The organism is Paraburkholderia sp. BL18I3N2 (genome assembly GCF_003001875.1).
GTDB classification, from domain to species: domain Bacteria; phylum Pseudomonadota; class Gammaproteobacteria; order Burkholderiales; family Burkholderiaceae; genus Paraburkholderia; species Paraburkholderia phytofirmans.
Window position 1 is genome coordinate 1 of sequence record NZ_PVNC01000016.1, and the last position, 22882, is coordinate 22882.

A 22882-nucleotide genomic window follows, 5' to 3' on the forward strand; every position below is an offset into this window, starting at 1 on the left:
GGCGATCTGATTCTGGTCAACGCATACCTGATCCAGATCTGCATGCCTTTAAATACGCTCGGGTTCGTGTTTCGCGAGACCAACGACGCGATGGTCAACGTAGAGCGCATGTTCGCGATTCTCGGCACACGCGGCCAGGCTGGCGAAGATATCGACGAACCGTCGGCAAGGCCGCTGATCGTCAGCGCCGGGAAGATCGAATTCGAGCACGTGGATTTCGCCTACGAACCGGCGCGGCCTATATTGCGCGACGTCGATTTTCGTGCGTATGCCGGCAAAACGCTTGCGGTGGTGGGTGGCAGCGGATCGGGCAAGTCGACCATCGTGAAGCTGCTGTTCCGGCTGTATCGACCGGAACACGGTGCGATTCGCATCGACGGTCAGGACATTGCGAAAGTAACGCAGCAAAGCCTGCGCGAAGCGATTGGTATCGTGCCGCAAGATACGGTTCTGTTCAATGAGACGATTGCCTACAACATCGCGTACGGGCGGCCGAACGCCACGCGCGCCGATGTAGTGCATGCGGCGCGCGCCGCACAACTGGACGAATTTATCGAGCGGCTGCCGGATCATTACGACACGCGCGTCGGCGAACGGGGCGTACGCCTGTCAGGCGGCGAGCGCCAGCGCATCGCGATTGCTCGCGCCATTCTGAGGGACCCGCGCATCATCGTGTTCGACGAGGCGACCTCGGCGCTCGACACGCGTTCGGAGCGCGCGATCCAGACGGAGTTGACGCGTCTCGCGCGAGGCCGCACGTCGATCGTGATTGCGCATCGGCTTTCCACCGTGGTCGACGCCGACTGGATTCTGGTCATGGAACATGGCCGTTTGGTCGAGCAGGGCACGCATCGCGAACTGCTTGCGCGCGATGGCGTGTACGCGAAAATGTGGTCGTTGCAATGGCAGCAGGGTGAACTGGAACACGCGCAGCGAAAGATGAGCGCACAGTCGGTGAGCCTCGCCACGTTGGCGGCCGGCGTGATCGACGGATTGCATGATGAGATCGCCGCGCGGCGCGTCAATGTAATTACCGACCTGGGTGGCAACGATCTGCGTGTGACCGGCGACCTCGGTGTCCTGCAGCCGGTGATCGTGGAACTGTGCCGCGCCGAAATCGCACGGGCGTTGCCCGCCGCGCGCATTGCGCTACGGGCCGAACGTCACAACAACGAAGTCTGGCTCAGCGTCGAAGGGGCCGCCGACAAGCCTGCCGAACTCACTGAGGCAGCGGCGCAGCGCATGGAGGCCACGCTTGCGAGCGCGGGCGGCGGCTTTACGTTGATGCCGCTGCACGGGCGGCTCACATATGTGGCGATGTTGCCGCTTCAACCCGTGGCCGGTACTCTGCCGCGTGCTGTGCAGTCGTTGGCAGAAAATGGCGCGGCACCGCTGCACGACCTGCTCGTCATGGCTATCGACGACCAGGAAGAAGCGCGCGATGCATTGGAGGCGGTACTGAGCGCGAACGGTGCGCGCGTGCGGACTGCTTCGTCGGGCGCACAGGCAGTCGCGTGGTTAAGCGACACGCCAACGCAGGAATGGCCGCAACTGCTGCTGTGCGACATCGTGCTTGCCGGCGAAGACGGCTACGAAGTGCTGCGGCGAATACGAACGGTCGAGAGTCAACGTTCGGCAGCGGCCACCACGGCGATGCCGGCGATTGCGCTGACCGGCTACGCACAAGCCGACGACCGCGTGCGCGCACAGCAAGCCGGCTTTCAATCACATTTGACGAAGCCGGTTCCGCCAGAAAGGCTGGTTGCGGAAATCGCGCGTCTTACTGGAAACAGGCTGCCGGAAGGCTCGGCCGAATAGCGCTGCGCGCGGCACGGCATCGCAGGTGACTTGTGGCATGCGCGAATCAGATACGCGCCTCGTTATCTGTTGCCGCTGGTTTCGCGTCGCTCGTTGCCGACGCAACGGCAAGCGCTCGCTCGCCCGCAAAGACCCGCTCGCGTAGCCGCAAGACCGCATCCGGCACGACGCGGCGGCGCGGCAGGACCCACGTGAGCCCGCGCAGCAGACCGATGCCATCGCGAACGAAGCGGCCTTCTCGTGCAAGCACGCCGAGCGCGCGCAGCGTCCCGCGGCAAGCTTGCGTCCACGGCAGGCGCAGCCATGCGACCCACGCAGCGTTGCGCGCGAGCATGCGGCGTCGCAGGCCGCTATCGCGTGACGGCGACGGACGATGATGCACGGTCAGCTGCTCGCAATAGACGATCGACTGGTTCGCTGCGAGCACGTCGAGCGCGACGAGTTCTTCTTCGCCGCCGATAAAAAGCCGCGGCTCATAACCGCCCACTTTGCGATACAGCGACGCGCGAAATACGCACGCACCCGCCATGTAGCCGATCAGGGCGGGACCGGGCAAGCCTTCGCGGCCAAGCGGGCTCGCGCGCATCACCGCGCAAGTGGGGTCGGTGCTTTTCTCGTCTCCGACGACGACGCGTGCGCTCAATACACCCACATCGGGCCACGCATCGAGCAATTGCACCGCGCGGTCGAGCGAGCCTGGCTCCCACCAGGTGTCGTCGTCGCAGAAGGCGATGTAGTCGGTGCCGACACACGCGGCCGCCAGGTTGCGTCCGGCGGCACCCAGGTTGGCGCCGCACTCGATCAGGCAGACCGTGGGGAACAGCGTCTTGACGAGCGCCACGGTGTTGTCGCTCGAAGCATTATCGGCGACAAAAATGGGTGGATGTTCAGGAAGGGCCAGCAGACGTTCGAGGGTTGCAACCAGTTCGTCTGCGCGGTTATGCGTGAGTACGACGACGGAGATGCGCCGGGCAAGCGATTTGTTTTCCATGCGAATGTGGTTCTTCAAACGTGGCGACTCACGTTTCGAGCAAAGCCCGTGCCTTTCACTTATGGAAGCTTGCCAACACCGTTGTTCCGCTTGCCGAGACGCCAGTATCGTTCCGGCGATTCGAGGCCTGCGCGCCCAGCGGGACCGAATGCGCGCAACTGGCTTTCGTATTCGGCGAGCGCGCCCTGCTTCAGTTCACGGTGACGTGCGTCCGTTTCGAGGCTCGTGAACTCGACGGGGCTGGCCGTTATGCCGCGTTCGAGCAACACACTCAAGCGGGCCTGAAGCACGCACGGAATCTTGCGGTAGGGCACGTCTTCGTAAGCGAATACGGCGGGCTCGTCGAACGATTCGACCGACGCGAGGGAAGCATCTGCGACGATCGTATGATCCGAATGAAAGAGACCGAGGGGAATAAGCAGCACTGCGGGTCTAACTTCCCGCATGGTTTCTTTCAATGCTGTCACCACGGTTTCGTGTGAAGGCGACGATTGGTATTGCGCGTCGCAAAAGGGCAAATGCAGAGGCGAAGCACCGAGTATTGTCAGCGCGCGTCTATCCTCCCGTTTGCGTGCGTGCATTGCCTCGAACGCGCCGGCGAAACCCGAGTCGCGGTCCCAGTCCGTTCTTATGTTGCGTGCAGGCGCGGCAGTGAAAACAGTACTGACGAATGCACTGGAATGCGCGGCCAGCATGAGGCCGCAACTCAGCACCGCGTCGTCGAGATGAGGGGAAATAACGAGCAGTCGGTCTGCAAGATTCATAAGCATTTCTCGTTGGGTGCGTAGATTTGCGAAGCGGAGGTGGTTACGCGTTTTCTTCCGATGCAAAAAAGATGGCGCGGCGGCGATCGACTCGCTCCCGCGCCACCGCCGCTGACGGCGCATGGGAAAGCGGCCTGTGCCGCGAGCGCTAACCTGGATAGCACAGCAACGCATGTGCCGTCGCTCGACGTGGCGGGCAAAAAGATAATTGCGGATCTGGTCTAATGCTGACCAATTCAAGCCGCAACGGCGCGCCAAGCGCTGCCATGCCGCAGATTTCGCGCGAGGCCGCATTCGGAGGGATTGTCGCTGGCGCGATCGTGCTAGCGCTCGTAAGCTGGCGGGGCGTGACCCCTGCGTCCCTGTCCCCGGCGCACCGGCCACGTTGACGTCCATTAACCGCGGACGCGTGGCGCTATTCGCAAACGCCGTGGTTTTCATTGCGATCAGTGCCGTGCAGCGCGCAGTGCGGGCCCGTATGGCTACTTCCATCAAATCGACATGACTTCTTCTCACTCTTCTCTCGTCATTTCCAATGTGCGGCTGGCCGACGGCCAGACGGTGGCTGTGTCGATCGCCGACGGCCGCATCGCCGCTCTCGGTCCGGACGTCGCGCCGCAGCCGGGCGCCGCTGTGGAAGACGGCGGCGGCGCGTTACTGCTGCCCGGCTTCGTCGAAGGGCATACGCATATCGACAAAACCAACTGGGGCAGGCCGTGGTATCGCAACGAGGTCGGCGCGACGTTGCTCGACCGGATCAGCAATGAGCGGCGCTGGCGCAAGGAATCGGGTCACGATGCGGGTGCGCAGTCGCTCGCGCTTGCGCGTGCCTTCGTGCAGGCGGGCACCACGCGCCTGCGTACGCATGTGGACGTCGATAACGACGCGGGTTTGCGCTACCTCGAAGGCGTACTGCAGACCCGGCGGACGATGCGCGACATGCTCGACATACAGATCGTGGCGTTTCCGCAATCGGGCGTTTTGGGCCGTCCGGGAACGGATGAACTGTTGGACCGCGCGCTCGCCGACGGCGCGGACGTGCTCGGCGCGCTCGATCCGGCGTTGATCGACGGCGATCCGGTCGCGTCGCTGAACCTGACGTTCGCGCTCGCCGAGCGCTATCGCAAGCCGATCGATATCCATCTGCACGAGCCCGGCGAGGTCGGCGCGTTCAGCCTCAAACTGCTGCTCGATCGTGTCGAGGCGCTGGGCATGCAAGGGCAGGTCGTGGTCAGCCACGGGTTCTGTCTGGGCGCATTGCCGGAGCGCGAACGCAACGTGCTGCTCGAACGGATTGCGCGTCTGAATGTGGCGCTCCTGACCTCGGCGCCGCCGTCTCGTCCGGTTCCGCCACTGAAGATCTGCCGGGAAAAAGGCATCACTATCTTTGGCGGCAACGACGGCATTCGCGATACCTGGACGCCGTATGGCTCGCCCGACATGCTCGAACGCGCGATGTTGATCGGCCTGCGCTACGACATGCGCCGTGACAACGAACTGGCCATTGCTTTCGACTGCGTCAGTGCAGCGGCGGCGCGCGGCTGCGGCTTCCGCGACTACGGGCTGCATGCCGGCGCGAGGGCGGACCTCGTGCTGGTCGATGCGGAAACCATCGCGCAAGCGGTGGTCGCCCGGCCCAGCCGCAAGCTGGTGGTGGCTAACGGGCGCATCGTCGCGCGCAATGGGGAACTGGTCGCGGCGGCGTAACGTGACGGCTTCAGAAGGACAATTTGCAGGGAGGGGAATTCGCGTATGGACAATCGGGAACGGGTCGATGTACTGATCAGAAACGGCTGTGTGATCACTGTCGATTTGCAGCGCAGCGTTATTGTGCGGAGCTACCTGTACCCTTGGGACGGCAAGATGAGTCATTGGCCGTAGCGGCGTTGCTGATAGGTCTTTTCCTATCCGTTTACGCGGGGCGCCAACTTCGCCACCACCGCAGGTAAGATTACTGTCGACCTTGCTCGAATTGCTTAAGGACACATGCCGATCCGGCCGCCTGCGGTTCTTGGGCCAGCAATTGAACTCGCTGATCCAACTGTTTCCGACTGATGGTTACTCGCGGGTCTTGACCTTTCTGCGGGCGCGAAACGAATTCTTTTCAAACCCGCACGAGCAATTTGCCGATGTTGCCGCCTTCGAACAGGCTGTTGAGCGCAGCAGGCAGTTGTTCGAATCCATCGACGAAAGTCTCCTTGAATACGATCTCACCGCTCTTAACCCAAGGCGCCACTTGCGCCACCATTTCGTCCATACGATTGGTGTAGTCTCTGGCCAGCACGCCCTGGATGGTGGCGCGCTGAAAGAGCATGTGCTGTAAAAATCGTGGGCCCACGTCCGGCGTGTCCAAACCACCGTCGTATTGACTAATCGCTCCGCAAATGACGATGCGGGCTCGGCGCTTGATAAGCGGAATCACGGCATCAGTGATCGGGCCGCCGACGTTGTCGAAATAAACGTCCACCCCTCCGGTAGCTTCGAGCAGTGCGCTCGTCAAGTCTTCGTGCGTCTTGTGTTTCCGATAATCGACCGCGCGATCCAGCTTCAGTTCGTCGAGCAGGAATCGGCACTTGTCTGGACCACCGGCAATGCCCACGACCTTGCAGCCCGCCTTTTTCCCGAATTGCGCGACCAGCGAGCCGACGGCCCCGGCCGCGCCCGAAACAACCAGGGTATCGCCGGGGCGCGGCCGGCCGGCTTCCACGAGGCCAAACCAGGCGATACGCCCCGGCATGCCGAGCACACCGAGTGCCGTGGAAACCGGCGCGCTTGCCGGATCGAGTTTGGTAAGTTCGCTCTGATGGCACCGCGCATATAACTGCCAACCCGAATAAGCCGACACCCAGTCGCCTTTGGCGAACAGCGGGCTGGCCGACTCGACCACTTCGCCCACGACACCGGAGCGTTGCACGATGCCGAGGGGATGAGGCACGTCATACGTATTGCGCTCGTGCTGCTGGATGCGAATGTACGGGTCCACGCTGATATACCGCGCGCGGACGATGACTTCGTTCTCCGCCAACTGTCCCGAGATTTCGCTTTCACGAAGCTCGTAGTGTTCCGATCCAACGCGACTCGTGGGACGTTTTACGTAGAACCATTGGCGATTCGAATAGGGTGCGTTCATGGATGGATTTTCGGTGCGAATTGCGATGCCGTGGGAACGATTCACTTGAGTCGCGCGAAGCCGTTGCGATTTGGGTATGACCGGGTCAACGAGGCGAGACATTAGTGCACCGATATTTTAATTTTATGGACAGCCGCCGTCGAATCATAATTTGTCCGGCTAGGCAGTAGTTTTTCTACTGCCTCGTCGCGACCGCTTTGCGGTTGTCGCTGCTTTTAGTTCATATTGAGCCTGCGTGATCAGCCAGTCTCGCATTGCCCGAACAGTCTCCGAATCACGCTGGTTCTCGGGATAGACGACGTAATAGCCGAGCGAGAGATGCAGCGCAAAATCGAAGAGGCGGCGCAGGCGGCCGGCGGCGAGATCCCGTTCCACGAGTTGTTCGCTGGTCAGAGCGACGCCTTGGCCCGATATCGCGGCATCGATAGCAAGGGCGGACTGGCTGAATCGAGGACCCTTACTCGCATCGACATGTCCTCCCTCGTTCAGCGCTTCGAGAAATTCGGGCCACAGGTCATGCGAATCATGCAGCAAAACGTGATGTTTCAGATCGGACGGCTTCCTCAGTGGTCGTCTCGCGTCGGCCAATGAAGGGCTGCAGACGGCATAGATGTCGACTGGAAAGAGTGGATCGGCAGCTAGTCCTTTACCGAAAGGCGGCTTGCCGTGGCGGATCGCGATATCGACACCATCGCCTTTGAAAGTCGAGAGTTGTTGATCCGCGATCACGCGCACTTCAATGGATGGATACGCATCCGTAAACGTTGCCAGCCGTGGGATAAGCCATTTCGATGCAAATGAAGGCGTCGTGCTGACCGTCAAACTCGATGCCCGGTGCGCGAGCGCTTCCGTTGCGTTCGCGATGATCGTCAGCGCGCGCTGCACTGACGAAAAGTAAATCGAGCCATTGGTAGTTAGCGCGAGCCCGCGCGGTAGGCGATCGAACAGCTGATGTCCAATAACATCTTCGAGGTTGCGCACCTGTTGAGCAACCGCACCTTGAGTGACTCCTATTTCCTCTGCGGCGACACGGAAGTTGAGATGACGAGCGGCGGCTTCGAATGCCCGGAGCGCGTTGAGAGGGGGAAGGCGTGACATCTTGGTTGGGGACGGCATACAGTGGAAAAACTACAGCCTTGGAGCAGTGGTTCGACGCGGTTGGCGCCCGGCCGTGCTAAGTTAGCATATTGTGGAACGCGCGGGGAGCGCGTTCGCTTTCGCGGCCAGGCCTGGGTTAGGCCAGGCGCCGGCCTCTACCCCTCGAGTTTGCAAGCACTTCGATCAGTCGACCCTGACCGGGTCCGCAACCCGCACCACCACCTTGCCAAAGTTGCGCCCTTCCAGCATGCCGAGAAACACCTCCGGGGCTTTCTCCAGGCCATCGACGATATCTTCCTTGTAGCGAATCCATCCTTCCGCAATACCGCTGGACACAATTCGCAGAAACTCGGGATAGTGTTCGTCGGCGAACTCGTAGTTGATGAAGCCTCGCACCAGAAGGCTTTTGGTGAGTATCTGGCGCATCGTGGTTGCCAACTGGCCGTTGACGTTTTCCTGATCGCCGCTGTATTGCGCAATGAGGCCGCAGACCGGCACACGCGCAAAGCGGTTGAGCGGAGGCAGCACCGCTTGCCATATCTTGCCGCCGACGTTCTCGAAGTACACATCGATCCCATCCGGACAAGCCGCAGCCAGCTGTTCGGCCATGTCGGGCGCGCGATGGTCGATCGCGGCGTCGAAACCGAGTTCGTCCAGCACGTAGCGGCACTTCTCCGAACCACCCGCGATGCCGACTGCCCGTGCTCCGGCTATTCGCGCGAGCTGTCCGACGAGCGAGCCGACCGGACCGCTAGCCGCCGCAACCACGACCGTATCGCCGGGTTTGGGCTTGCCGATCAACATGAGGCCGGCATAAGCGGTGAAACCCGGCATGCCGAGCACGCCGAGCCGGGCCGACGGTGACGAGAGCTCGGGGTCGACCTTGCGCAATGCAGTACCGTCGATCACCGCATAGTCGCACCACCCGGTTGGTGCGAGTACGAGTTCACCCGTGCGATAGTCCGGATGTTTGGACTCGATGACCTCGGCCACGGCTTCACCGACCATCTTGTGATCGATTTCGACCGAGGGCGCGTACGATTTGCGCGCATCCATGCGGCCCCGCATGTACGGGTCGAGCGACAGGTACAAAACACGAAGCAGCAGTCCATTTTGCGGCGTGTCCGGCAGCGTGGCTTGCTCAAGCCGGAAATTGCCGACGGTTGGCCTTCCTTCAGGACGGGAGGCAAGAACGATCTGCTTGAAAGTGTCTATTTTCATGGTGGATATCCACTTCGTCAGGACATTGACCTGTCAGATCCCGTACGTTGCTATTGCAGTACCGAAGCACATAGTTTCGCCAGCCGGTCGTCGAGCGAGCGGCCCTGAATGTCGATCTGGGCGCTGTGGAACTGGCTGAGTTGGGTCGACGGCTTATCGTACTCGATCGTCGTGCCACCCTGTGCGTTTTCGTAGACCATGATACGCAAAGGCGCGTACAGTCCCGCCGCCATATTGACGCTGGTCATTTCTGTCGCGGTGAGAACGTTGCCGGTGAAATACTCGGTGCCGTTCCTGCGCTGTCCTTTCAGCACGAGCCAATCTCCGTGCAGCCCGATGTAATGAATCACAAGACCGTCGTTGCCGGCGGCTTTCTGAAGGGCGGCACGCAATTCGTCGACCTTGTCCTGCTTCAGCAGCGTGCGGATATGATCGTCGAGTCGGCCGAGACGGCTCTCCAGGTCCTGTTTGACGGCAGCGTAGGGTTTGCTGGAAGAGACGGTCACGTGATCGATAATCGTCTTTGTTTCCGATACCTCGACGGTCGCCGCGATCGCTTGCGCGCAGAACACGTTCATGCTGATCGCAGCAATCGCGGCCGTAGACAATGCAACTCGTGAAGCGGCAGTACGTAAGTTAATCACTGTTGTCTCCTTGTTGGATGGGTAGATAGAGTGCGCTCTCTCGCGTCAGTGTTCCGAAGCGGCTTCTGCTCCAAGCCCGCTTAGCATTCGAAGTTGCTGGGCATCAAAGGAAGCGTCGGCGGCGTTCAGGCGTGTCGTGACCGATCCGATCCAGCCCGCGATAAAGCCCACGGGGATGCTGAACAGACCGGGATTCGAGAGCCAGAAAGGCGGGGTGGCGTCCTTGAAGATAATGCCTTTCGCGCCGATGACGGCCGGCCCCAGCAGCACGAGCCCGATCGAGGAAAGGGTGCCGGCGAGCACCGCGGCTACCGCGCCGCGATCCGTAAAACGCCGCCAGTACATCGAGAAGAGAATGACGGGCAGGTTGGCGCTGGCCGCGATTGCGAACGCGAGCCCCACGAGAAACGCGACATTGAACGTCTTGACGAGCAGCGCCATTCCCATCGCGGCGATACCGAAAACTATCGTGGCGATCTTCGCAATCACGACCTGCCTGCGCTCCTTGTCGCGAGACGCCGAGAAGAGCTGGCCGAAGATGTCGTGAGAGATGGTCGAGGCCGAGGAAATCATGATGCCCGAGACGACCGCAAGAATCGTCGCGAAGGCAATTGCCGAAACGCAGGCGAGCAGAAGTTCGCCGCCCGCAGAACCCGCACCGCCGCCAAGTGTCGTGGCGAGCAGGGTGATGGCGCTGTTTCCTGAACTATGTGTGGCGAGAATCGCCGCAGGTCCCACGATTGCAGTGGCGGAAAATCCGAGCACGATCATCATTACCGCAAAAGACGTCATCACAATCAGGCCGATTTTCGCGGACTTTCTCGCCGCGACGGCGGACGGCACCGTGTAAAACCGGGTCATGACGTGCGGCAGTCCTGCTGTGCCCAACGCCAGGGCGAGCGTGAGCGACAGCGTATCCAGCGGATCCTTGAAGTAGCCGCCCGGCACGAAGTACTGCGCCGGATGCAGTGACGAGAGTCGTGCCTTATTGAATAGCGCACCCACGTCGAAGGAAAAATGCGCGAGAGCGAGCAGCACGAGCACCGCGCCGGCAGTCCAGACGAGGACGGCCTTGACGATTTGCACGTAAGTCGCGGCCACCATTCCGCCGAACAGCACATACGCGATCATGAGTATGCCGATCAGCACGATCGCGGCGTTGCTGCCGATCGGCAATAGCAGACTGGCCAGTGCGCCGCCGCCAACGAGTTGCGCGAGCAGATAGGCTAACGAAATGATCAGCGAAGAAACGGATGTGGCTGCTCGAACGCCGCGGCTGCGCAAACGCAGTGCGACCACATCGGAGAGGGTGTATTTGCCGCAGTTTCTGACCGGCTCGGCGACGATCAGCATGATCATGATCCATCCGGCGATAAAGCCGACCTGATACACGATGCCGTCGAATCCGAACAGGGAAACAAGTCCGGTCACACCGAGAAACGAGCCGGCGGACATAAAGTCTCCCGCCAGCGCGAGGCCGTTCTGAAACGGCGACAGATTGCGTCCGGCCACGAAAAATCCGGAGGTTCCGCGCGATCGGCGAGCGCTCCATCCGGTCAGAATGAGGCTGAGTCCGATAAATCCCACGAAGGCGATGATTCGAAGCCCGCCGTGACTGATCAGATTATTCATGGCGATCACCGTTCGATTGTGCAAACGCGCTGTGAAGCAGTTCTGCCGCTTTCGGGTCGTAGACTCGCTCGGCCCATGCGCAGTAGCCCCAGAAGGTAGCGATCGTGAGCGCGAACTGAACGACTACCGCGAGCAGGCCAAGGTTGAGTTCGCCGTAGACGGATAGGGACATCGCGCCAGGAAACTCCAGTACTGCGATCAACAGGCCGAAATAGATTCCCAGTGAGGTGTAAAGCAATGACCATACGAAGCGGTTCCGGAACTTCGCGAGCGCTCGCGTTTTCTCGTCGAGGGACAAGCCGGCCGATCTGACTTTCGTCACGTTTTGCCTTTCGAACTCCGCGTTGATTGATTCCATCGATTGCATGTCGGGTCTCCTCCGTTATGGTGTTCATGAGAGACAGCTGAAGGGGGCGAGTCGCTAGAGCTTTGCCTGCAAAACTTCGCCGCGGTTCTCTCCGAATCCGATTCGCGCGAAGCCTGCTTTCTCACAGTAGCCGCGCAGAATAATGGCGTCGCCATCCTCTACGTAGCTGCGCTTTTCGCCGGTATTCAACGTGACCGGCTCGCTTGCGTTGCGTGCAAGTTCCATCAACGCGCCCGCTTCCGATTGCCCTGGACCTGAAATGGTGCCGCTGCCAAGCAGGTCTCCAGCACGCAGATTGCAGCCGCCCACGGCGTGATGCGCGACCATCTGTGCAATGCTCCAGTACTGATGTCTGAAACTCGTGTGTGAGAGTTGCGCGGCCGGGAGATTCCCGGCTCTATGGCGCGAAGTCTCCATGCAGACTTCCAGTTGGATATCGATGGCGCCCGTCGTGCTATTCCGGTCGGAATGCAGATAAGGCAGCGGCTTTTTATCTGTGTCCGGGCGCGGCAGGGGTAGCCTGAACGGCGCCAACGCCTCCATGGTCACGATCCACGGCGAGATCGTGGTGGCAAAATTCTTGGCGAGAAACGGCCCTAGCGGCTGCATTTCCCAAGCCTGAATATCGCGAGCGGACCAGTCGTTGAGCAGACATAGCCCGAATACATGACTGTCGGCCTGATCCAGATCGATCGGCTCGCCAGCCGCATTACCTTGTCCAACGTAAATGCCGAGTTCGAGTTCGTAGTCCAGCTTACGCGACGGCGAGAGGATCGGTGCATCTTCGCCTGGAAGCATGATTTGACCCGTTGGGCGTCGGAACCGCTGACCGCTTAGACCGATGCTAGAAACCCGGCCGTGGTACGCAATGGGTATCGATTTGAAGTTGGCGCCCACACCGCTCAGACCGAGTAGCTTGCTGATGTTGGTCGCGTGATGAATCGACGTGTAGAAATCCGTGTAGTCGCCGATCTGCGCAGGCAGGCCGTATTCCACTTCCGATTGCGGGAGCAGACACGCATCGAGCGCCGCGCGATCGTCTGAAGGGGCTCGCTCGTGAAGCGCTGCAAATAGCGCGTGTCTCACAGCGCGCCATGCGGACGGACCCATTGAGAAGAACTCGTTGAGCACGGGCTGAGCGCACGTTCGCGCAGCCTCGCCCGCGATTCCATTGAGACCGGCACGAGAGGCCCAGGCCGCAATGTCGATCACCCGGTCGCCGATTGCGACCGCACCCCGGAACGCCTCGTCGGAATGCCTTCTGCGGAAAACCGAAAACGGCAAGTTCTGGATTGGAAAGTCACATGACGGTGCATTGGCGGACGCGACCCAACTGCGCGCGGCGGGATCATGCGTCTGGTTCAGTATGTGTTGCATGCTCGTCTCGATTCATTCGGTTAAAGCGCGAGCCGTTCGCGCAATGGCGGCGACGTTCAGTCGAACGGACGCGTGGGGCTGTGCCTGCTGACAAGGATTCCGCGCTCCTGCAAGTACCGAATGAACGCCGCGCTGAGCTTGCGTTCGGAGAGCACCTCGGCGTTATGCTCGCCCTGGAAAGCTGGGCTGCCCGGCCGCGGTAACTCAGACTCGCTGAAATGCCACGGCGCGCCGGGCATACGCGTCGTGCCGCCTGATCTGTCGTCGACATCCACTAGCGCACCCCATTCCTGCACCCACTCGGAATCGGCGAACTCGTTGACGCTCCGGACCACGCCGATAGCCAGTCCCGCTTCGCTGACCTGCGTCTGGAGCTGATCCAGGTCGTTGAACGTGAGAAGCCAGGCGCGCACTTCGGCCAGCAGATCAGCAATGTTTTGCCGCCGCAAAAGCGCCGTGCCGAAGCGGGGATCGCTCAGCAAATCGTTGCGGCGCATCATCGCGCAGTAACGCGAAAACATCGGCGTGTAGATCGGGCTGCCCGCGATGGTGAGTTGGCGCCCATCGGGCAAATCGAAGATGTGAGAATCGGGTGCCGAGAGAATGATTGGTTCGCCATCCGTATCGATTTCCGACAGTTGTGCGCCCACGCGTTCGTTCACCGATAGCATGGTGGCCGCCATGGAGACGTCGACGTGTTGCCCCTCGCCGGTTCGCGCACGATGCTGAAGTGCGGCCAGAATACCGATGACGCCATGAAGCCCGGTGTACATGTCGGCGTGGCTGCATGCGTCGTTGCGGACTTCGGTGAGCGCAGCGCCGAAATGGTGCTGGACGATGTCGGTTAGTCCCGACTCGGCTTGCACGGTCGGCGCAAACGCGGGACGGTTGCGCCATGAGGTCGATTGTCCGTAGCCGCTCAAAGAGGCGTAGATCACAGACGCGTTGAAAGCGCGCACCTGTTCATAGCCGAGTCCAAACCGTTCCAACGTGCCGGGGCGAAAATTCTCGACGATGATGTCCGCGTCCCGGCACATGTCGACCATGATCGAGCGTGCCTCGGGGAAGTTGAGATCGAGGCTCACGTTGCGCTTGCCGGCGTTCTGCTGCACGTAATACAGCGACATGTCGCCGATATGCGGCATGCTCACGCGGCCGATATCGCCGGAGGGCGGTTCGATCTTGGTCACGGTGGCGCCGAGATCGAGGAGCGTTTTGGTGCAATGCGGTCCGGCCAGCACTCGCGTGAAATCGATCACACGAATACCTTCGAGCGGTGCTGACATGATCAATCTCCCTTGAATTCGGCGGTGGCGGGCCCGGTCGAAAAGAACGAAGCGAATCCGCGTTCGCGATCGCCCGTCTGCCAGATCATGTTGTTGAGGTTGATCTGTTCGAGGTCGGCGCTGCGCACGCCGCCGTTGGCAGCAAGGTTCGCCTGCTGCTTGATGCCGTGGAGGACTTTAGTCGGACCTGCCGCCAGTTGGCGGGCGAACGACATGGCGGCGGTCTGGAGTTCGGCTTCGGGCACGACGTGATTGATGATTCCCCAGCGCTCGAATGCTTCCGCCGCGTGCCGCCGTCCGATCAGTGCGATTTCCTTGGCGCGCACGACGCCCGCTCTCTGTACGAGTCGTTGCGTGCCGCCGAGCAGGGGAATGAGGCCGACGATGTTCTCGACCTGGCCGAAGTAGGCCGTGTCCGCGGCGACGATCATGTCGCACGTGAGCGCGAGTTCGAGGCCGCCGCCGAGCGCGGCGCCGTGAACGGCGGCGAGTGTCGGGACCGGCGCGTTCTCCAGCACGTCGAGAAACTCGAGGAATTGATCGGCGTTGTGCTGGATTGCCGTTTTGCCATCGGTAAATGAGCTCATTTCGGCGCCGGCGGAAAAGTGCCGCATGTCGCTTTTGAGCAGGATCGCGCGCGCGCCTTCGGCGACCACGCCGCGATACGCGGCGAGCAGATCCGCGATCATCGCGTCGTCGATCAGGTTGTGCGGCGGCTTGGCTAACGAAACGATTCCGACGGCGCCATCCATTTCAATCTTTACTGTGGTCATGGTTCTCTCTGCAATGTGCGATAGGCGAGGCAAAGGCCGGTGATTTCAGGCGACATGTGCGGCGCGGGCCGCGTGTGGGAGCGTCGACTGACGAGTCCGTTACCGGTGCATTAGACCGATACCGCGACAGCGCGCATCGGCGGAGCGTGTTGCGTCGCGGCATGGACGGGACCGATTGCGCCATCCACGATTGCGGGACGCGCGCCGATCAGGGTTGTCACTACTGTCGCGCCGGGGTGAATGGGGGGCTTCATGGCTTGTCTCCATCTGTTTTTCGGCATGCGCCGTTGATGGTTACTATCTCAGCGAGAGCATTGAGCGGCAACGTCTAACCCTGCCAATTGCCGTGTCAAACTGTGCCAAACGCGCCCGACGAAGATTGGGAGAATATGCGAGCATGTTTGCAACTGGAGCGAGACATACCGTGCGACCACCTAAAATCATCACGCCATTGCATCCGGATCTCGACGCGCCGACGCAGAGTCTTCTGGGCCTGGCCGCGCTCGCCGCCGAACTGGCCGCCGAGGGCGTTTCGGTCAATAAACTGTTCGCGAATACAGGCGTCCATGCGAACCAGTTGGAGGATTCGCAGGCGAGAATCTCGCATCGTCAGCGCCTCGCCATTTATCGAAACGCGCAACGGCTTGCAACAAGAGCCGATGTTGGCTTGCTTGCGGGTGCGCGTCAGAGAATCAGTGACTTCGGCATATATGGCTATGCCATGGTCAGCAGCACGACCTTTGGAGACGCCCTGAAATTCAGCGTCGAAAATGTCAGGATGGCCGGCGCGGTTTTGCAGATCAGCTATTCCACGGAGGGGGACACCGGCATTCTGCGCAGCCACGGACTCGCGTCGCTTGGCGACATGTTGCCGTTTGTCGCCGAATTCTGGCGAAGCTCGATGACCGTGTTATTCAGCCGCGTGCTGGAAGCGCCTTTTCCGTCGAAGCGCATGGTCATGGCATATCCGGCGCCGCCACATTGGCGGAATTACGAAAGAATGTTTGACTGTCCCGTGGAATTCGGCGCGGATACAATGGAGTGGCATTTCGACGTGCATGTACTGGACCGTCCGTGTCCAAATGCGAATCCGATTACCGCGCAAATCTGCCAGCAACTTTGTGATCGCATTCTCGAAGAACGCGACGGCATTCCCGAACTTCCGCGCCAAATCCGCATGGCCTGCCTGAACGCACCGGGCGTGTTCCCATCCGCCGAGAAGATGGCCGCCCAACTCGGTATGTCGCTGCGAACCTTGCATCGACGGCTGGCCGATGACAACTACTCTTATCAAACCTTGTTGAACGATGTGCGCCGGTCGCTCGCCATCGAATTTCTCGAGAACACGCGGCTTCCTATCGATCAGGTTGCCGAACGCATTGGATTTTCGGACGCGGCGAGCTTTCGCCGGTCATTCAGGAAGTGGACTGGAAACTCTCCCAGTCTTTATCGGAAGGGAATGGACAAGGATGGGTGACAGGAGTGGCGCGCCGAATATCCGATCCAGTTGCATAGGCCGGCGCATAGTGCCGTGGCGAGCGCCGACGATCGTCCAGTTGCAGACATTAAACGTGTCGGTCAGAATTGACGTCGATGGTTCCAGGCTACGATTGCAAGTCGCATTCCGCGGTCGGAACCGCCCCTGACCAAAAGAAAACATGAGACGACTATTCCTCGCTTCGCTCGCAGCCATCTCTTTCGTGACCTCGGTCCATGCGCAGAGCAGCGCGCCCGGCCCGCTCGCCACGCCTTCGGGCGCACTGGAATTCGTGCGCGCCGACCGCGATTTCGTGGGAATGCTCGATAAGGAAGTATTCGATCGCTTCGGCGCGAACGCGCTCATGCATTTTGACGAGGTCGGTAACGCAAGCGACACCGTCACGCGCACGCTCGTGCAGACTGATTCGGGTCCGGTGCTGTACGACTTTCGCCATCGTCCGCCACTCGTGCAGCGCTCGGGTAAGCGCATGACGATCAAGCGCGTGTTCTGGCAAGGCGATGAAGTCGTGATGCAAAGCTCGCAAGGCTGGTTCAGATTCAAAGGCGGCGTGCTGACGAAGCTGCAGTCGTCTACGACGACCTACCATTGATTGCGCGGGTACACTTTAGCGGTGCATCAAGAGGTGAGGCGGGCGGGCGGCTTGCGCCCACGCCGACGACAGCTATCGCGAGGCAGCGCGACCCGTTGTTTCGTTAGTGCCGTACCCGGCTCCGATGCAGCCAGTTGATGCTCGCGAAGAGCAGCACGGCGAACACGATCAGCATCGTCGCCACGGCGAGGATCGACGGATCGATCGAGTCGCGAATCCCGCTCCACATCTGCCGCGGCACCGTTCTTTGATCCGGGCCGCCAATGAACAGAATGACAATGACTTCGTCGAACGAGGTCGCGAAAGCGAAGACGCTACCGGTCGCGACCGCCGGCGTGATGAGCGGTAAGGTCACGCGCCTGAATGTGATCCAGGGCGTCGCCCCGAGTCCGGAAGCTGCGCGCAGCAGGCTCTGATCGAACGAAAGCAGCGACGCCGTGACGGTGATCACGACGAACGGCGTGCCGAGTGCCGCATGCGCCAGCACCACGCCGGGATACGAGTTCACGAGACCGAGCGGCGCGAAGATCAGATAGAAGCCCGCGGCCACTACCACGATCGGCACGATCATCGGCGAGATGAGGATCGGCATGATCAGCGAGCGCAGCGGAAACTGCGTACGCGAAATGCCCAGTGCGGCCAGCGTGCCGAGACACGTGGCGATTAGCGTCGACGCCGCGCCGATGCCGATGCTGTTCAGCAGCGATCGCTGCCAGTCCGCGCTCGTGAGCGCCTGCTCATACCAGCGCAGCGAAAAACCCTGCAACGGGTAGGAGAAGTACGAGCCCGAATTGAACGAGAGCGGGATGATCGCGAGAATCGGCGCAATCAGGAAGAACAGTACAAGCGCTGTATGCAGCCGCACCCAGCGCGCAGCGACGCGTTCCGTCAGCACCTTGTTGCGTTGTTCTTGCATGTCGTTCCCTGGTCGTGTCAGCGTGTTTAACCGAAGCGCAAGCGGTCGATGCCGACGATGCGGTTGAACAGGAAATAGAAAATCGCCGTGAAGATCACGAGATACGCCGAGAGCGCACCGGCGAGGCCCCAATTGAGCTGCGTGTTGGTCTGTATGGCAATGAGCTGGCTGATCATCTCGTCGCCGGCGCCACCGAGCAGCGCGGGTGTGATGTAGTAGCCGAGCGCGAGCACGAACACGAGAAAGCAGCCCGCTCCGACGCCGGGCAGCGTCTGCGGAATGTAGATCCGCACGAACGCGGTGAACGGGTGCGCGCCGAGCGATTGTGCGGCGCGCACGTACACGGGCGATACGCTCTTCATCACCGAATAGATCGCGAGAATCATGTACGGCAGGAGCACATGCGTCATGCCGATGAGCACGCCCGCGCGGTTGAAGATGAGCGGCAATGGATGGGTGGTGAGACCGAGACCCATCAGCAGGCTGTTGATGACGCCGCCCGGTTGCAGCAAAACGTACCACGCAGTCGTGCGCACGAGCAGCGAGGTCCAGAACGGTACGATCACGAAGAGCATCAGACGGTTGCTGCTTTTCGCGGGCAGGTTCGCGAGCAGCCATGCGACCGGATAGCCGAGCACGAGACACAACAGCGTGACCGTGGCGCTGATCGAGATCGTGCGCACGAACGCCTGCCGATAGACCGACGCGTTGTCCGGCACGAACGCGACCGCGCCTTGCGGTGTCACATGCGCATCGACGGCCGCGAGCAAATAGTCGGGCGTCGGCGACGAGGCGGCGCGCTTCAGCAAGCGCCAGATTTCCGGCGAATCCCAGCGCGGGTCGAGTTCGATGAGCGCCGGTTTCCAGGCAGGCGGCGCGTCGGCGGGCAACTGGCGCGCGGTGCGCATCAACAGGCTGCGGAACTCGGCCTGATCGAAGTTCAGCCGCCGCGCGACCGTGCCGAGCTGGCCGCTTTGCTGCGCTTCCCTGAGCCCCGCGGCGAGCAGGGCGAACATATGCTCGTCCGGCACGCCGCGTCCGTCCCAGGCATCGAGCGCACGCGTGAGCGCGGGCATGCTGTCGGGCACTTCGTGGTTCTGTACGCTGCGCGCGAGCAGGAGCGCGATCGGCGCGATGAACGTCGACAGCAGAAACACGATCAGCGGCAGCGCGAGCAACAGCGCCTGCAACGATGCGCGGCGGCGCGCCTTTTCAAACGACGCGCGGCCGTCGGCTCTCGTCGGAGAGCCCGGGGCCGGGGCGCGGGCCGAAGCGGGCATGTGAGTAGTCAAGTCGGGCTCTCGTCGGACGGTGGTGTTACTGCGTCAGCCACACCTGGAAGCGCTTGTTGATCTGGTCCGCGTTGTCGGCCCAGAAGTTCGCGTTGATCTGCAAGGCGCGCTTGAAGTTGTCGGGCGCGGTCGGCAGATCGGCGAGGCGCTGCTTGTCGATCAGCGCGATCGCGTCCTTGCGCGGCGGCGCGTAGGCGATGTACTTCGACAGATCCGCATACGCCTTCGGCTGCGAAGCGGAGGCGATGAACTTCGCAGCGGCATCGGCATGCTTCGCGCCCGTCGGGACGGCCCACCAGTCGAAGTCGTAGACCTGCGCGTCCCACACGGTCTTGAACGGCTTGTTGTCCTTCTTCGCGGCGTCGGAAATGCGGCCGTTGTAGGCCTGCGTCATCACGACCGCGCCGTCCGCGAGCAACTGCGGCGCCTGGGCACCCGACTCCCACCACACGATGCTCGGCTTGATCGTGTCGAGCTTTTTGAACGCACGATCCACGCCGGCAGGTGTCCCGAGTACTTTGTAGACATCCTTAGGATCGACGCCGTCCGCAATCAGCGCCCATTCCATCGTCACCTTCGGCGATTTGCGCAGGCCGCGCTTGCCCGGGAATTTCTGCAGATCGAAGAAGTCGTTGACGGTGGTCGGCGCGGTCTTGAGCTTGCTCGCGTCGTACGCGTAGACCGTGGACCACACCATGCTGGCGACCGCGCAATCGCTGATCGTGCCGGGAATGAAGTCGCTCGTCTTGCCGATCATCTTCTTGTCGAACTTCTGCAGGAGGCCTTCGTCGCACGCGGTGATCTCGTCGTTTGTTTCGAGGTCGATCAGGTCCCACGTGGTGTTCTTCGCCTGCTCCATCGCGGAGAGTTTCGCGAGGCCGCCGTCGTACGATTCGGTCGAGAAGCCGATGCCGGTGGCCTGGGTGAACGGTTCGAAATAGGCCTTCTTTGCCGCCGCTTCGTATGCACCGCCGAAGGTGACGACGGAAAGCGTCTCCGCTGCCTGAGTGGTCACGGTGGTCAAAGCGGCTGCGGCGAGTACGGCGAGTGCGACGTTTTGTGTTTTGATGAGAGTGCGCATTTTAGTTGGCTCCTGCAGGTGCGGTCGTGATGATGGAGGGTGAGAGCGGGGTGGATGCGGGGATCACGGGGGCGCTGCGCGGCACGCTCATCGCGAGAATCTTGCAGTCGTCGTGGCGCCATGCGATTTCGATCTCGCTGCCGGGCGAAGGCAGCGCATGGCGCTGCGTATTGGGCACTTTCACGACGAAGGAATCGCGCGAACCGAGCGCGAGGTGCACGCGGCGATGATCGCCGCAATACACCAGTTCCTGGACATGGGCGCGCACCACGTTGCTGTGTTCGTCGACCTGCACGCCTTCGGCGCTCGGGATATGCGCGCGCTCGGGGCGCAGCGCGAGCATCGCTTCGTCGCCCGCGCGCAGGCCGGGTTCGCTGCGGCCGCGAATGACGCTGCCGTCCGAGAGCGCGAGCGTTGCCCAGTCCTCGCCCACACTGACCACGCGGCCGGTCAAGCCGTTGTTTTCGCCGACGAAGTTCGCGACGAAGGCGTTCTGCGCGTTCTCGTACAGTTCGCTCGGCGTGGCGGCCTGCTGAATCCGGCCGTCGGAGAACACGGCGACGCGGTCCGACATGGTCAGCGCTTCGGCCTGATCGTGCGTCACGTAGACGATCGTGAGCGACAACTCGCGATGCAGGCGCATGATTTCGTATTGCATGGTTTCGCGCAGGCGCTTGTCGAGCGCGCCGAGCGGCTCGTCCATCAGCACGACGCTCGGCTCGAACACGAGCGCACGCGCGAGCGCCACGCGCTGCTGCTGTCCGCCGGAGAGTTGCGCGGGACGCCGGTTCGCCAGATGCGGCAGCTCGATCATTTCGAGCGCGCGCTGCACGCGCTTTTTCTGCTCGGCACGACTCACGCGCCGCACGGAGAGCGGAAACGCAACGTTCTCCGCAATCGTCAGATGAGGAAAGAGCGCGTAGTTCTGAAACACCATGCCGATGTCACGCTGATGCGGCGGCTTGTCGTCGAGCCGGCGGCCGTCGAGGCGAATCTCGCCGTGCGTGGGCGATTCGAATCCCGCGAGCATCATGAGCGTGGTCGTTTTGCCCGAGCCGGACGGCCCGAGCAGCGACAGGAATTCTCCCTTGCGCACGTCGAGGTTCAAGTCGTCGACGACATATTGGGCGCCGTCGTACGATTTGCTCACGCCCGAGAACGAAATGAAGGAAGGGTTTGACATCGTGATCGCGTCCTGTCGATGGTGCGTCGTAATCAATGCGCGCCGGTCTGCGCCGCGCCGATTCTGCCGGCGATATAGCGCGCGAAGTCATAGTTGGGGCGCTCGAGCGGGCTCAGGTGACCGGGCTTCGCGAGCGGCGCATGCACGCCGCGAAACACGGCTTCCACGCCGCGTTTGTCTTCCGCGTTCACTTCGTCGAGCAGCTTCTTCAGCGTCGTCATATGCGCGTTGGCCTCGGGATCGGCGATGAACTCCGGTGCGAGCCCGCCGCCGAAGCGGATATGCACGTGGTCCACGCCTTGCGGCTGCAGCACGAGATACCAGAAGTAACCCGGCGTGAGCGTGACGAGATGCGTGGGGTAGATCGCGAGCAGCGCCGTGGTCTTGCGCCAGTGTCCCGAGAGGCGCGTGTTGTCCGGATGCGCGTTGCCGATGGGCAAGGACGCTTCCTTGGTGATCCAGTGGTAATTGAAGGCGGGATAGCCCGGCGGACATTCCATTTCCTCGAGCCGCGAATGCGGTCCTACCGTCGCGCGATGCAGCATGGGCAGGTGATAGCTTTCCATGAAGTTTTCCGCGAGGATCTTCCAGTTCGTGTTCCACACGTGCTCTTCATGGAAGGTCTCGATATAGTCCGACATGCCATATGCGCCGATCAGCTCGTTCAGTTCGGCGAGTTGCGTGGGAACGGGCGGCGCGTGTTCGTCGAGCGTCACGTAGATCCAGCCTTGCCATTCTTCACAGCGCACTTTGGGCAACCGATAGCTTTCCTTGCAGAAGCTCTCCTGCCGATCCATGAGTGGTGCGCCTTGCAGCGCGCCGTCCAGCGAATAGTTCCAGGCGTGATATGGGCAGACGATTCGACGCACGTTGCCGCGTCCTTCGAGCAGCACCGACATGCGATGCAGGCACACGTTCGACATCGCCTTGAGTTGCATCTGTTCGTCGCGCAATACGACGACAGGTTGCGCGCCGATCCGCGCCGTCATGTAATCGCCAGGCACCTTGAGCGCACTGGCGCGACCGACGCATTGCCATTCACGCTCGAATATAGCGCGCTCTTCCAGTGTGAGGAATTCGGGCGACGTATAGACGCCGGGCGGCATCGCATGCGCATCGCCGAATGGCCGTTCGCAACCCGCTTGCAGTTCGTCGACAAGTGCTTGCACTGCGATCGTGCTTGCCGGGTTGGCCATGGTGTCCCCCTTGATTCGTCACG

At 61.5% G+C, this 22882-nt stretch carries 21 protein-coding genes; 4 read left to right on the forward strand and 17 right to left on the reverse strand.

Annotated elements, in window-relative coordinates:
• On the forward strand, positions 1-1818 hold a 1818-nt coding region (locus B0G75_RS29870), incomplete at its 5' end, for an ATP-binding cassette domain-containing protein (RefSeq protein WP_106313644.1).
• Between the two features lie 46 nt (positions 1819-1864).
• On the opposite strand, the gene B0G75_RS29875 is transcribed toward B0G75_RS29870, so the two are convergent.
• Together B0G75_RS29875 and B0G75_RS29880 are read right to left on the reverse strand one after the other, a co-directional pair.
• Entirely contained in the window at positions 1865-2809 is a 945-nt protein-coding gene (locus B0G75_RS29875) for a glycosyltransferase family 2 protein (protein ID WP_106313645.1), read from the reverse strand.
• Between the two features lie 59 nt (positions 2810-2868).
• Positions 2869-3573: a PIG-L deacetylase family protein gene (locus B0G75_RS29880; RefSeq protein ID WP_106313646.1), complete on the reverse strand. Its 705-nt coding sequence runs from the start codon at positions 3571-3573 to the stop codon at positions 2869-2871.
• Positions 3574-4074: 501 nt separating this feature from the next.
• Here B0G75_RS29880 and B0G75_RS29890 point away from each other — a divergent pair.
• On the forward strand, positions 4075-5280 hold the full coding sequence (locus B0G75_RS29890; RefSeq protein WP_106313647.1) for an amidohydrolase family protein: 1206 nt from the start codon (positions 4075-4077) through the stop codon (positions 5278-5280).
• 397 nt (positions 5281-5677) lie between these two features.
• Here B0G75_RS29890 and B0G75_RS29895 read toward each other — a convergent pair whose 3' ends face one another.
• The 10 genes from B0G75_RS29895 to B0G75_RS40835 all read right to left on the reverse strand — a co-directional run bounded on the left by B0G75_RS29895 (position 5678) and on the right by B0G75_RS40835 (position 15355).
• Positions 5678-6703 carry an NADP-dependent oxidoreductase gene (locus B0G75_RS29895; protein WP_106313648.1) on the reverse strand — a complete coding sequence of 342 codons (1026 nt, stop codon included), beginning with the start codon at positions 6701-6703 and terminating at the stop codon, positions 5678-5680.
• A gap of 159 nt (positions 6704-6862) precedes the next feature.
• A complete protein-coding gene (gcvA, locus tag B0G75_RS29900) occupies positions 6863-7819 on the reverse strand; it encodes a transcriptional regulator GcvA (protein WP_106313649.1) in 957 nt (318 codons plus the stop codon).
• A 165-nt stretch (positions 7820-7984) separates the two neighbouring features.
• Positions 7985-9022 (reverse strand): NADP-dependent oxidoreductase, encoded by a 1038-nt coding sequence (locus B0G75_RS29905; RefSeq protein ID WP_106313650.1) that lies wholly within the window; start codon positions 9020-9022, stop codon positions 7985-7987.
• Positions 9023-9072: 50 nt separating this feature from the next.
• Positions 9073-9630 carry a DUF302 domain-containing protein gene (locus B0G75_RS29910; protein WP_258194773.1) on the reverse strand — a complete coding sequence of 186 codons (558 nt, stop codon included), beginning with the start codon at positions 9628-9630 and terminating at the stop codon, positions 9073-9075.
• A gap of 81 nt (positions 9631-9711) precedes the next feature.
• Positions 9712-11298 carry a cation acetate symporter gene (locus tag B0G75_RS29915; RefSeq protein WP_106313652.1) on the reverse strand — a complete coding sequence of 529 codons (1587 nt, stop codon included), beginning with the start codon at positions 11296-11298 and terminating at the stop codon, positions 9712-9714.
• Entirely contained in the window at positions 11291-11665 is a 375-nt protein-coding gene (locus tag B0G75_RS29920; RefSeq protein WP_106313653.1) for a DUF485 domain-containing protein, read from the reverse strand. The genes B0G75_RS29915 and B0G75_RS29920 overlap by 8 nt, the downstream gene beginning before the upstream one ends.
• Positions 11666-11719: 54 nt before the next feature.
• Positions 11720-13042, reverse strand: coding sequence for a fumarylacetoacetase (gene fahA / locus B0G75_RS29925; RefSeq protein WP_106313654.1), 1323 nt, complete (start codon positions 13040-13042; stop codon positions 11720-11722).
• Positions 13043-13098: 56 nt separating this feature from the next.
• Positions 13099-14328 carry a CaiB/BaiF CoA-transferase family protein gene (locus tag B0G75_RS29930; RefSeq protein ID WP_106313655.1) on the reverse strand — a complete coding sequence of 410 codons (1230 nt, stop codon included), beginning with the start codon at positions 14326-14328 and terminating at the stop codon, positions 13099-13101.
• Between the two features lie 2 nt (positions 14329-14330).
• Complete coding sequence (locus B0G75_RS29935; RefSeq protein ID WP_106313656.1) at positions 14331-15101, reverse strand: enoyl-CoA hydratase/isomerase family protein; 771 nt, start codon at positions 15099-15101, stop codon at positions 14331-14333.
• Positions 15102-15211: 110 nt separating this feature from the next.
• Complete coding sequence (locus B0G75_RS40835; protein WP_181309382.1) at positions 15212-15355, reverse strand: hypothetical protein; 144 nt, start codon at positions 15353-15355, stop codon at positions 15212-15214.
• A gap of 143 nt (positions 15356-15498) precedes the next feature.
• Here B0G75_RS40835 and B0G75_RS29940 point away from each other — a divergent pair, with 143 nt between their 5' ends.
• Both B0G75_RS29940 and B0G75_RS29945 read left to right on the forward strand, forming a co-directional pair.
• Complete coding sequence (locus B0G75_RS29940; RefSeq protein ID WP_258194775.1) at positions 15499-16578, forward strand: AraC family transcriptional regulator; 1080 nt, start codon at positions 15499-15501, stop codon at positions 16576-16578.
• 181 nt (positions 16579-16759) lie between these two features.
• Entirely contained in the window at positions 16760-17191 is a 432-nt protein-coding gene (locus B0G75_RS29945; RefSeq protein WP_106313658.1) for a hypothetical protein, read from the forward strand.
• 103 nt (positions 17192-17294) lie between these two features.
• Here the strand turns inward: B0G75_RS29945 and B0G75_RS29950 are convergent, their stop codons facing one another.
• The 5 genes from B0G75_RS29950 to B0G75_RS29970 are packed head-to-tail and all read right to left on the reverse strand — an operon-like array spanning position 17295 to position 22859.
• Positions 17295-18107, reverse strand: coding sequence for an ABC transporter permease (locus B0G75_RS29950; RefSeq protein WP_106313659.1), 813 nt, complete (start codon positions 18105-18107; stop codon positions 17295-17297).
• Positions 18108-18133: 26 nt separating this feature from the next.
• Positions 18134-19387 carry an ABC transporter permease gene (locus B0G75_RS29955; RefSeq protein WP_106313660.1) on the reverse strand — a complete coding sequence of 418 codons (1254 nt, stop codon included), beginning with the start codon at positions 19385-19387 and terminating at the stop codon, positions 18134-18136.
• A gap of 37 nt (positions 19388-19424) precedes the next feature.
• Positions 19425-20480, reverse strand: coding sequence for an ABC transporter substrate-binding protein (locus B0G75_RS29960; protein WP_106313661.1), 1056 nt, complete (start codon positions 20478-20480; stop codon positions 19425-19427).
• Position 20481: 1 nt separating this feature from the next.
• Positions 20482-21663, reverse strand: a complete 1182-nt coding sequence (locus B0G75_RS29965; protein ID WP_106313779.1) for an ABC transporter ATP-binding protein — start codon at positions 21661-21663, stop codon at positions 20482-20484.
• 32 nt (positions 21664-21695) lie between these two features.
• Positions 21696-22859, reverse strand: a complete 1164-nt coding sequence (locus tag B0G75_RS29970) for an aromatic ring-hydroxylating dioxygenase subunit alpha (RefSeq protein ID WP_106313662.1) — start codon at positions 22857-22859, stop codon at positions 21696-21698.
• Positions 22860-22882: the final 23 nt, after the last annotated feature.

Coding starts and splice junctions, on each gene's coding strand:
- B0G75_RS29875 (WP_106313645.1), bottom strand. CDS start 2,809: ATGGAAAACAAATCGCTTGCCCGGCGCATCTCCGTCGTCGTACTCACG.
- B0G75_RS29880 (WP_106313646.1), bottom strand. CDS start 3,573: ATGAATCTTGCAGACCGACTGCTCGTTATTTCCCCTCATCTCGACGAC.
- B0G75_RS29890 (WP_106313647.1), top strand. CDS start 4,075: ATGACTTCTTCTCACTCTTCTCTCGTCATTTCCAATGTGCGGCTGGCC.
- B0G75_RS29895 (WP_106313648.1), bottom strand. CDS start 6,703: ATGAACGCACCCTATTCGAATCGCCAATGGTTCTACGTAAAACGTCCC.
- gcvA (WP_106313649.1), bottom strand. CDS start 7,819: ATGCCGTCCCCAACCAAGATGTCACGCCTTCCCCCTCTCAACGCGCTC.
- B0G75_RS29905 (WP_106313650.1), bottom strand. CDS start 9,022: ATGAAAATAGACACTTTCAAGCAGATCGTTCTTGCCTCCCGTCCTGAA.
- B0G75_RS29915 (WP_106313652.1), bottom strand. CDS start 11,298: ATGAATAATCTGATCAGTCACGGCGGGCTTCGAATCATCGCCTTCGTG.
- B0G75_RS29920 (WP_106313653.1), bottom strand. CDS start 11,665: ATGCAATCGATGGAATCAATCAACGCGGAGTTCGAAAGGCAAAACGTG.
- fahA (WP_106313654.1), bottom strand. CDS start 13,042: ATGCAACACATACTGAACCAGACGCATGATCCCGCCGCGCGCAGTTGG.
- B0G75_RS29930 (WP_106313655.1), bottom strand. CDS start 14,328: ATGTCAGCACCGCTCGAAGGTATTCGTGTGATCGATTTCACGCGAGTG.
- B0G75_RS29935 (WP_106313656.1), bottom strand. CDS start 15,101: ATGACCACAGTAAAGATTGAAATGGATGGCGCCGTCGGAATCGTTTCG.
- B0G75_RS40835 (WP_181309382.1), bottom strand. CDS start 15,355: ATGAAGCCCCCCATTCACCCCGGCGCGACAGTAGTGACAACCCTGATC.
- B0G75_RS29940 (WP_258194775.1), top strand. CDS start 15,499: ATGTTTGCAACTGGAGCGAGACATACCGTGCGACCACCTAAAATCATC.
- B0G75_RS29945 (WP_106313658.1), top strand. CDS start 16,760: ATGAGACGACTATTCCTCGCTTCGCTCGCAGCCATCTCTTTCGTGACC.
- B0G75_RS29950 (WP_106313659.1), bottom strand. CDS start 18,107: ATGCAAGAACAACGCAACAAGGTGCTGACGGAACGCGTCGCTGCGCGC.
- B0G75_RS29955 (WP_106313660.1), bottom strand. CDS start 19,387: ATGCCCGCTTCGGCCCGCGCCCCGGCCCCGGGCTCTCCGACGAGAGCC.
- B0G75_RS29960 (WP_106313661.1), bottom strand. CDS start 20,480: ATGCGCACTCTCATCAAAACACAAAACGTCGCACTCGCCGTACTCGCC.
- B0G75_RS29965 (WP_106313779.1), bottom strand. CDS start 21,663: ATGTCAAACCCTTCCTTCATTTCGTTCTCGGGCGTGAGCAAATCGTAC.
- B0G75_RS29970 (WP_106313662.1), bottom strand. CDS start 22,859: ATGGCCAACCCGGCAAGCACGATCGCAGTGCAAGCACTTGTCGACGAA.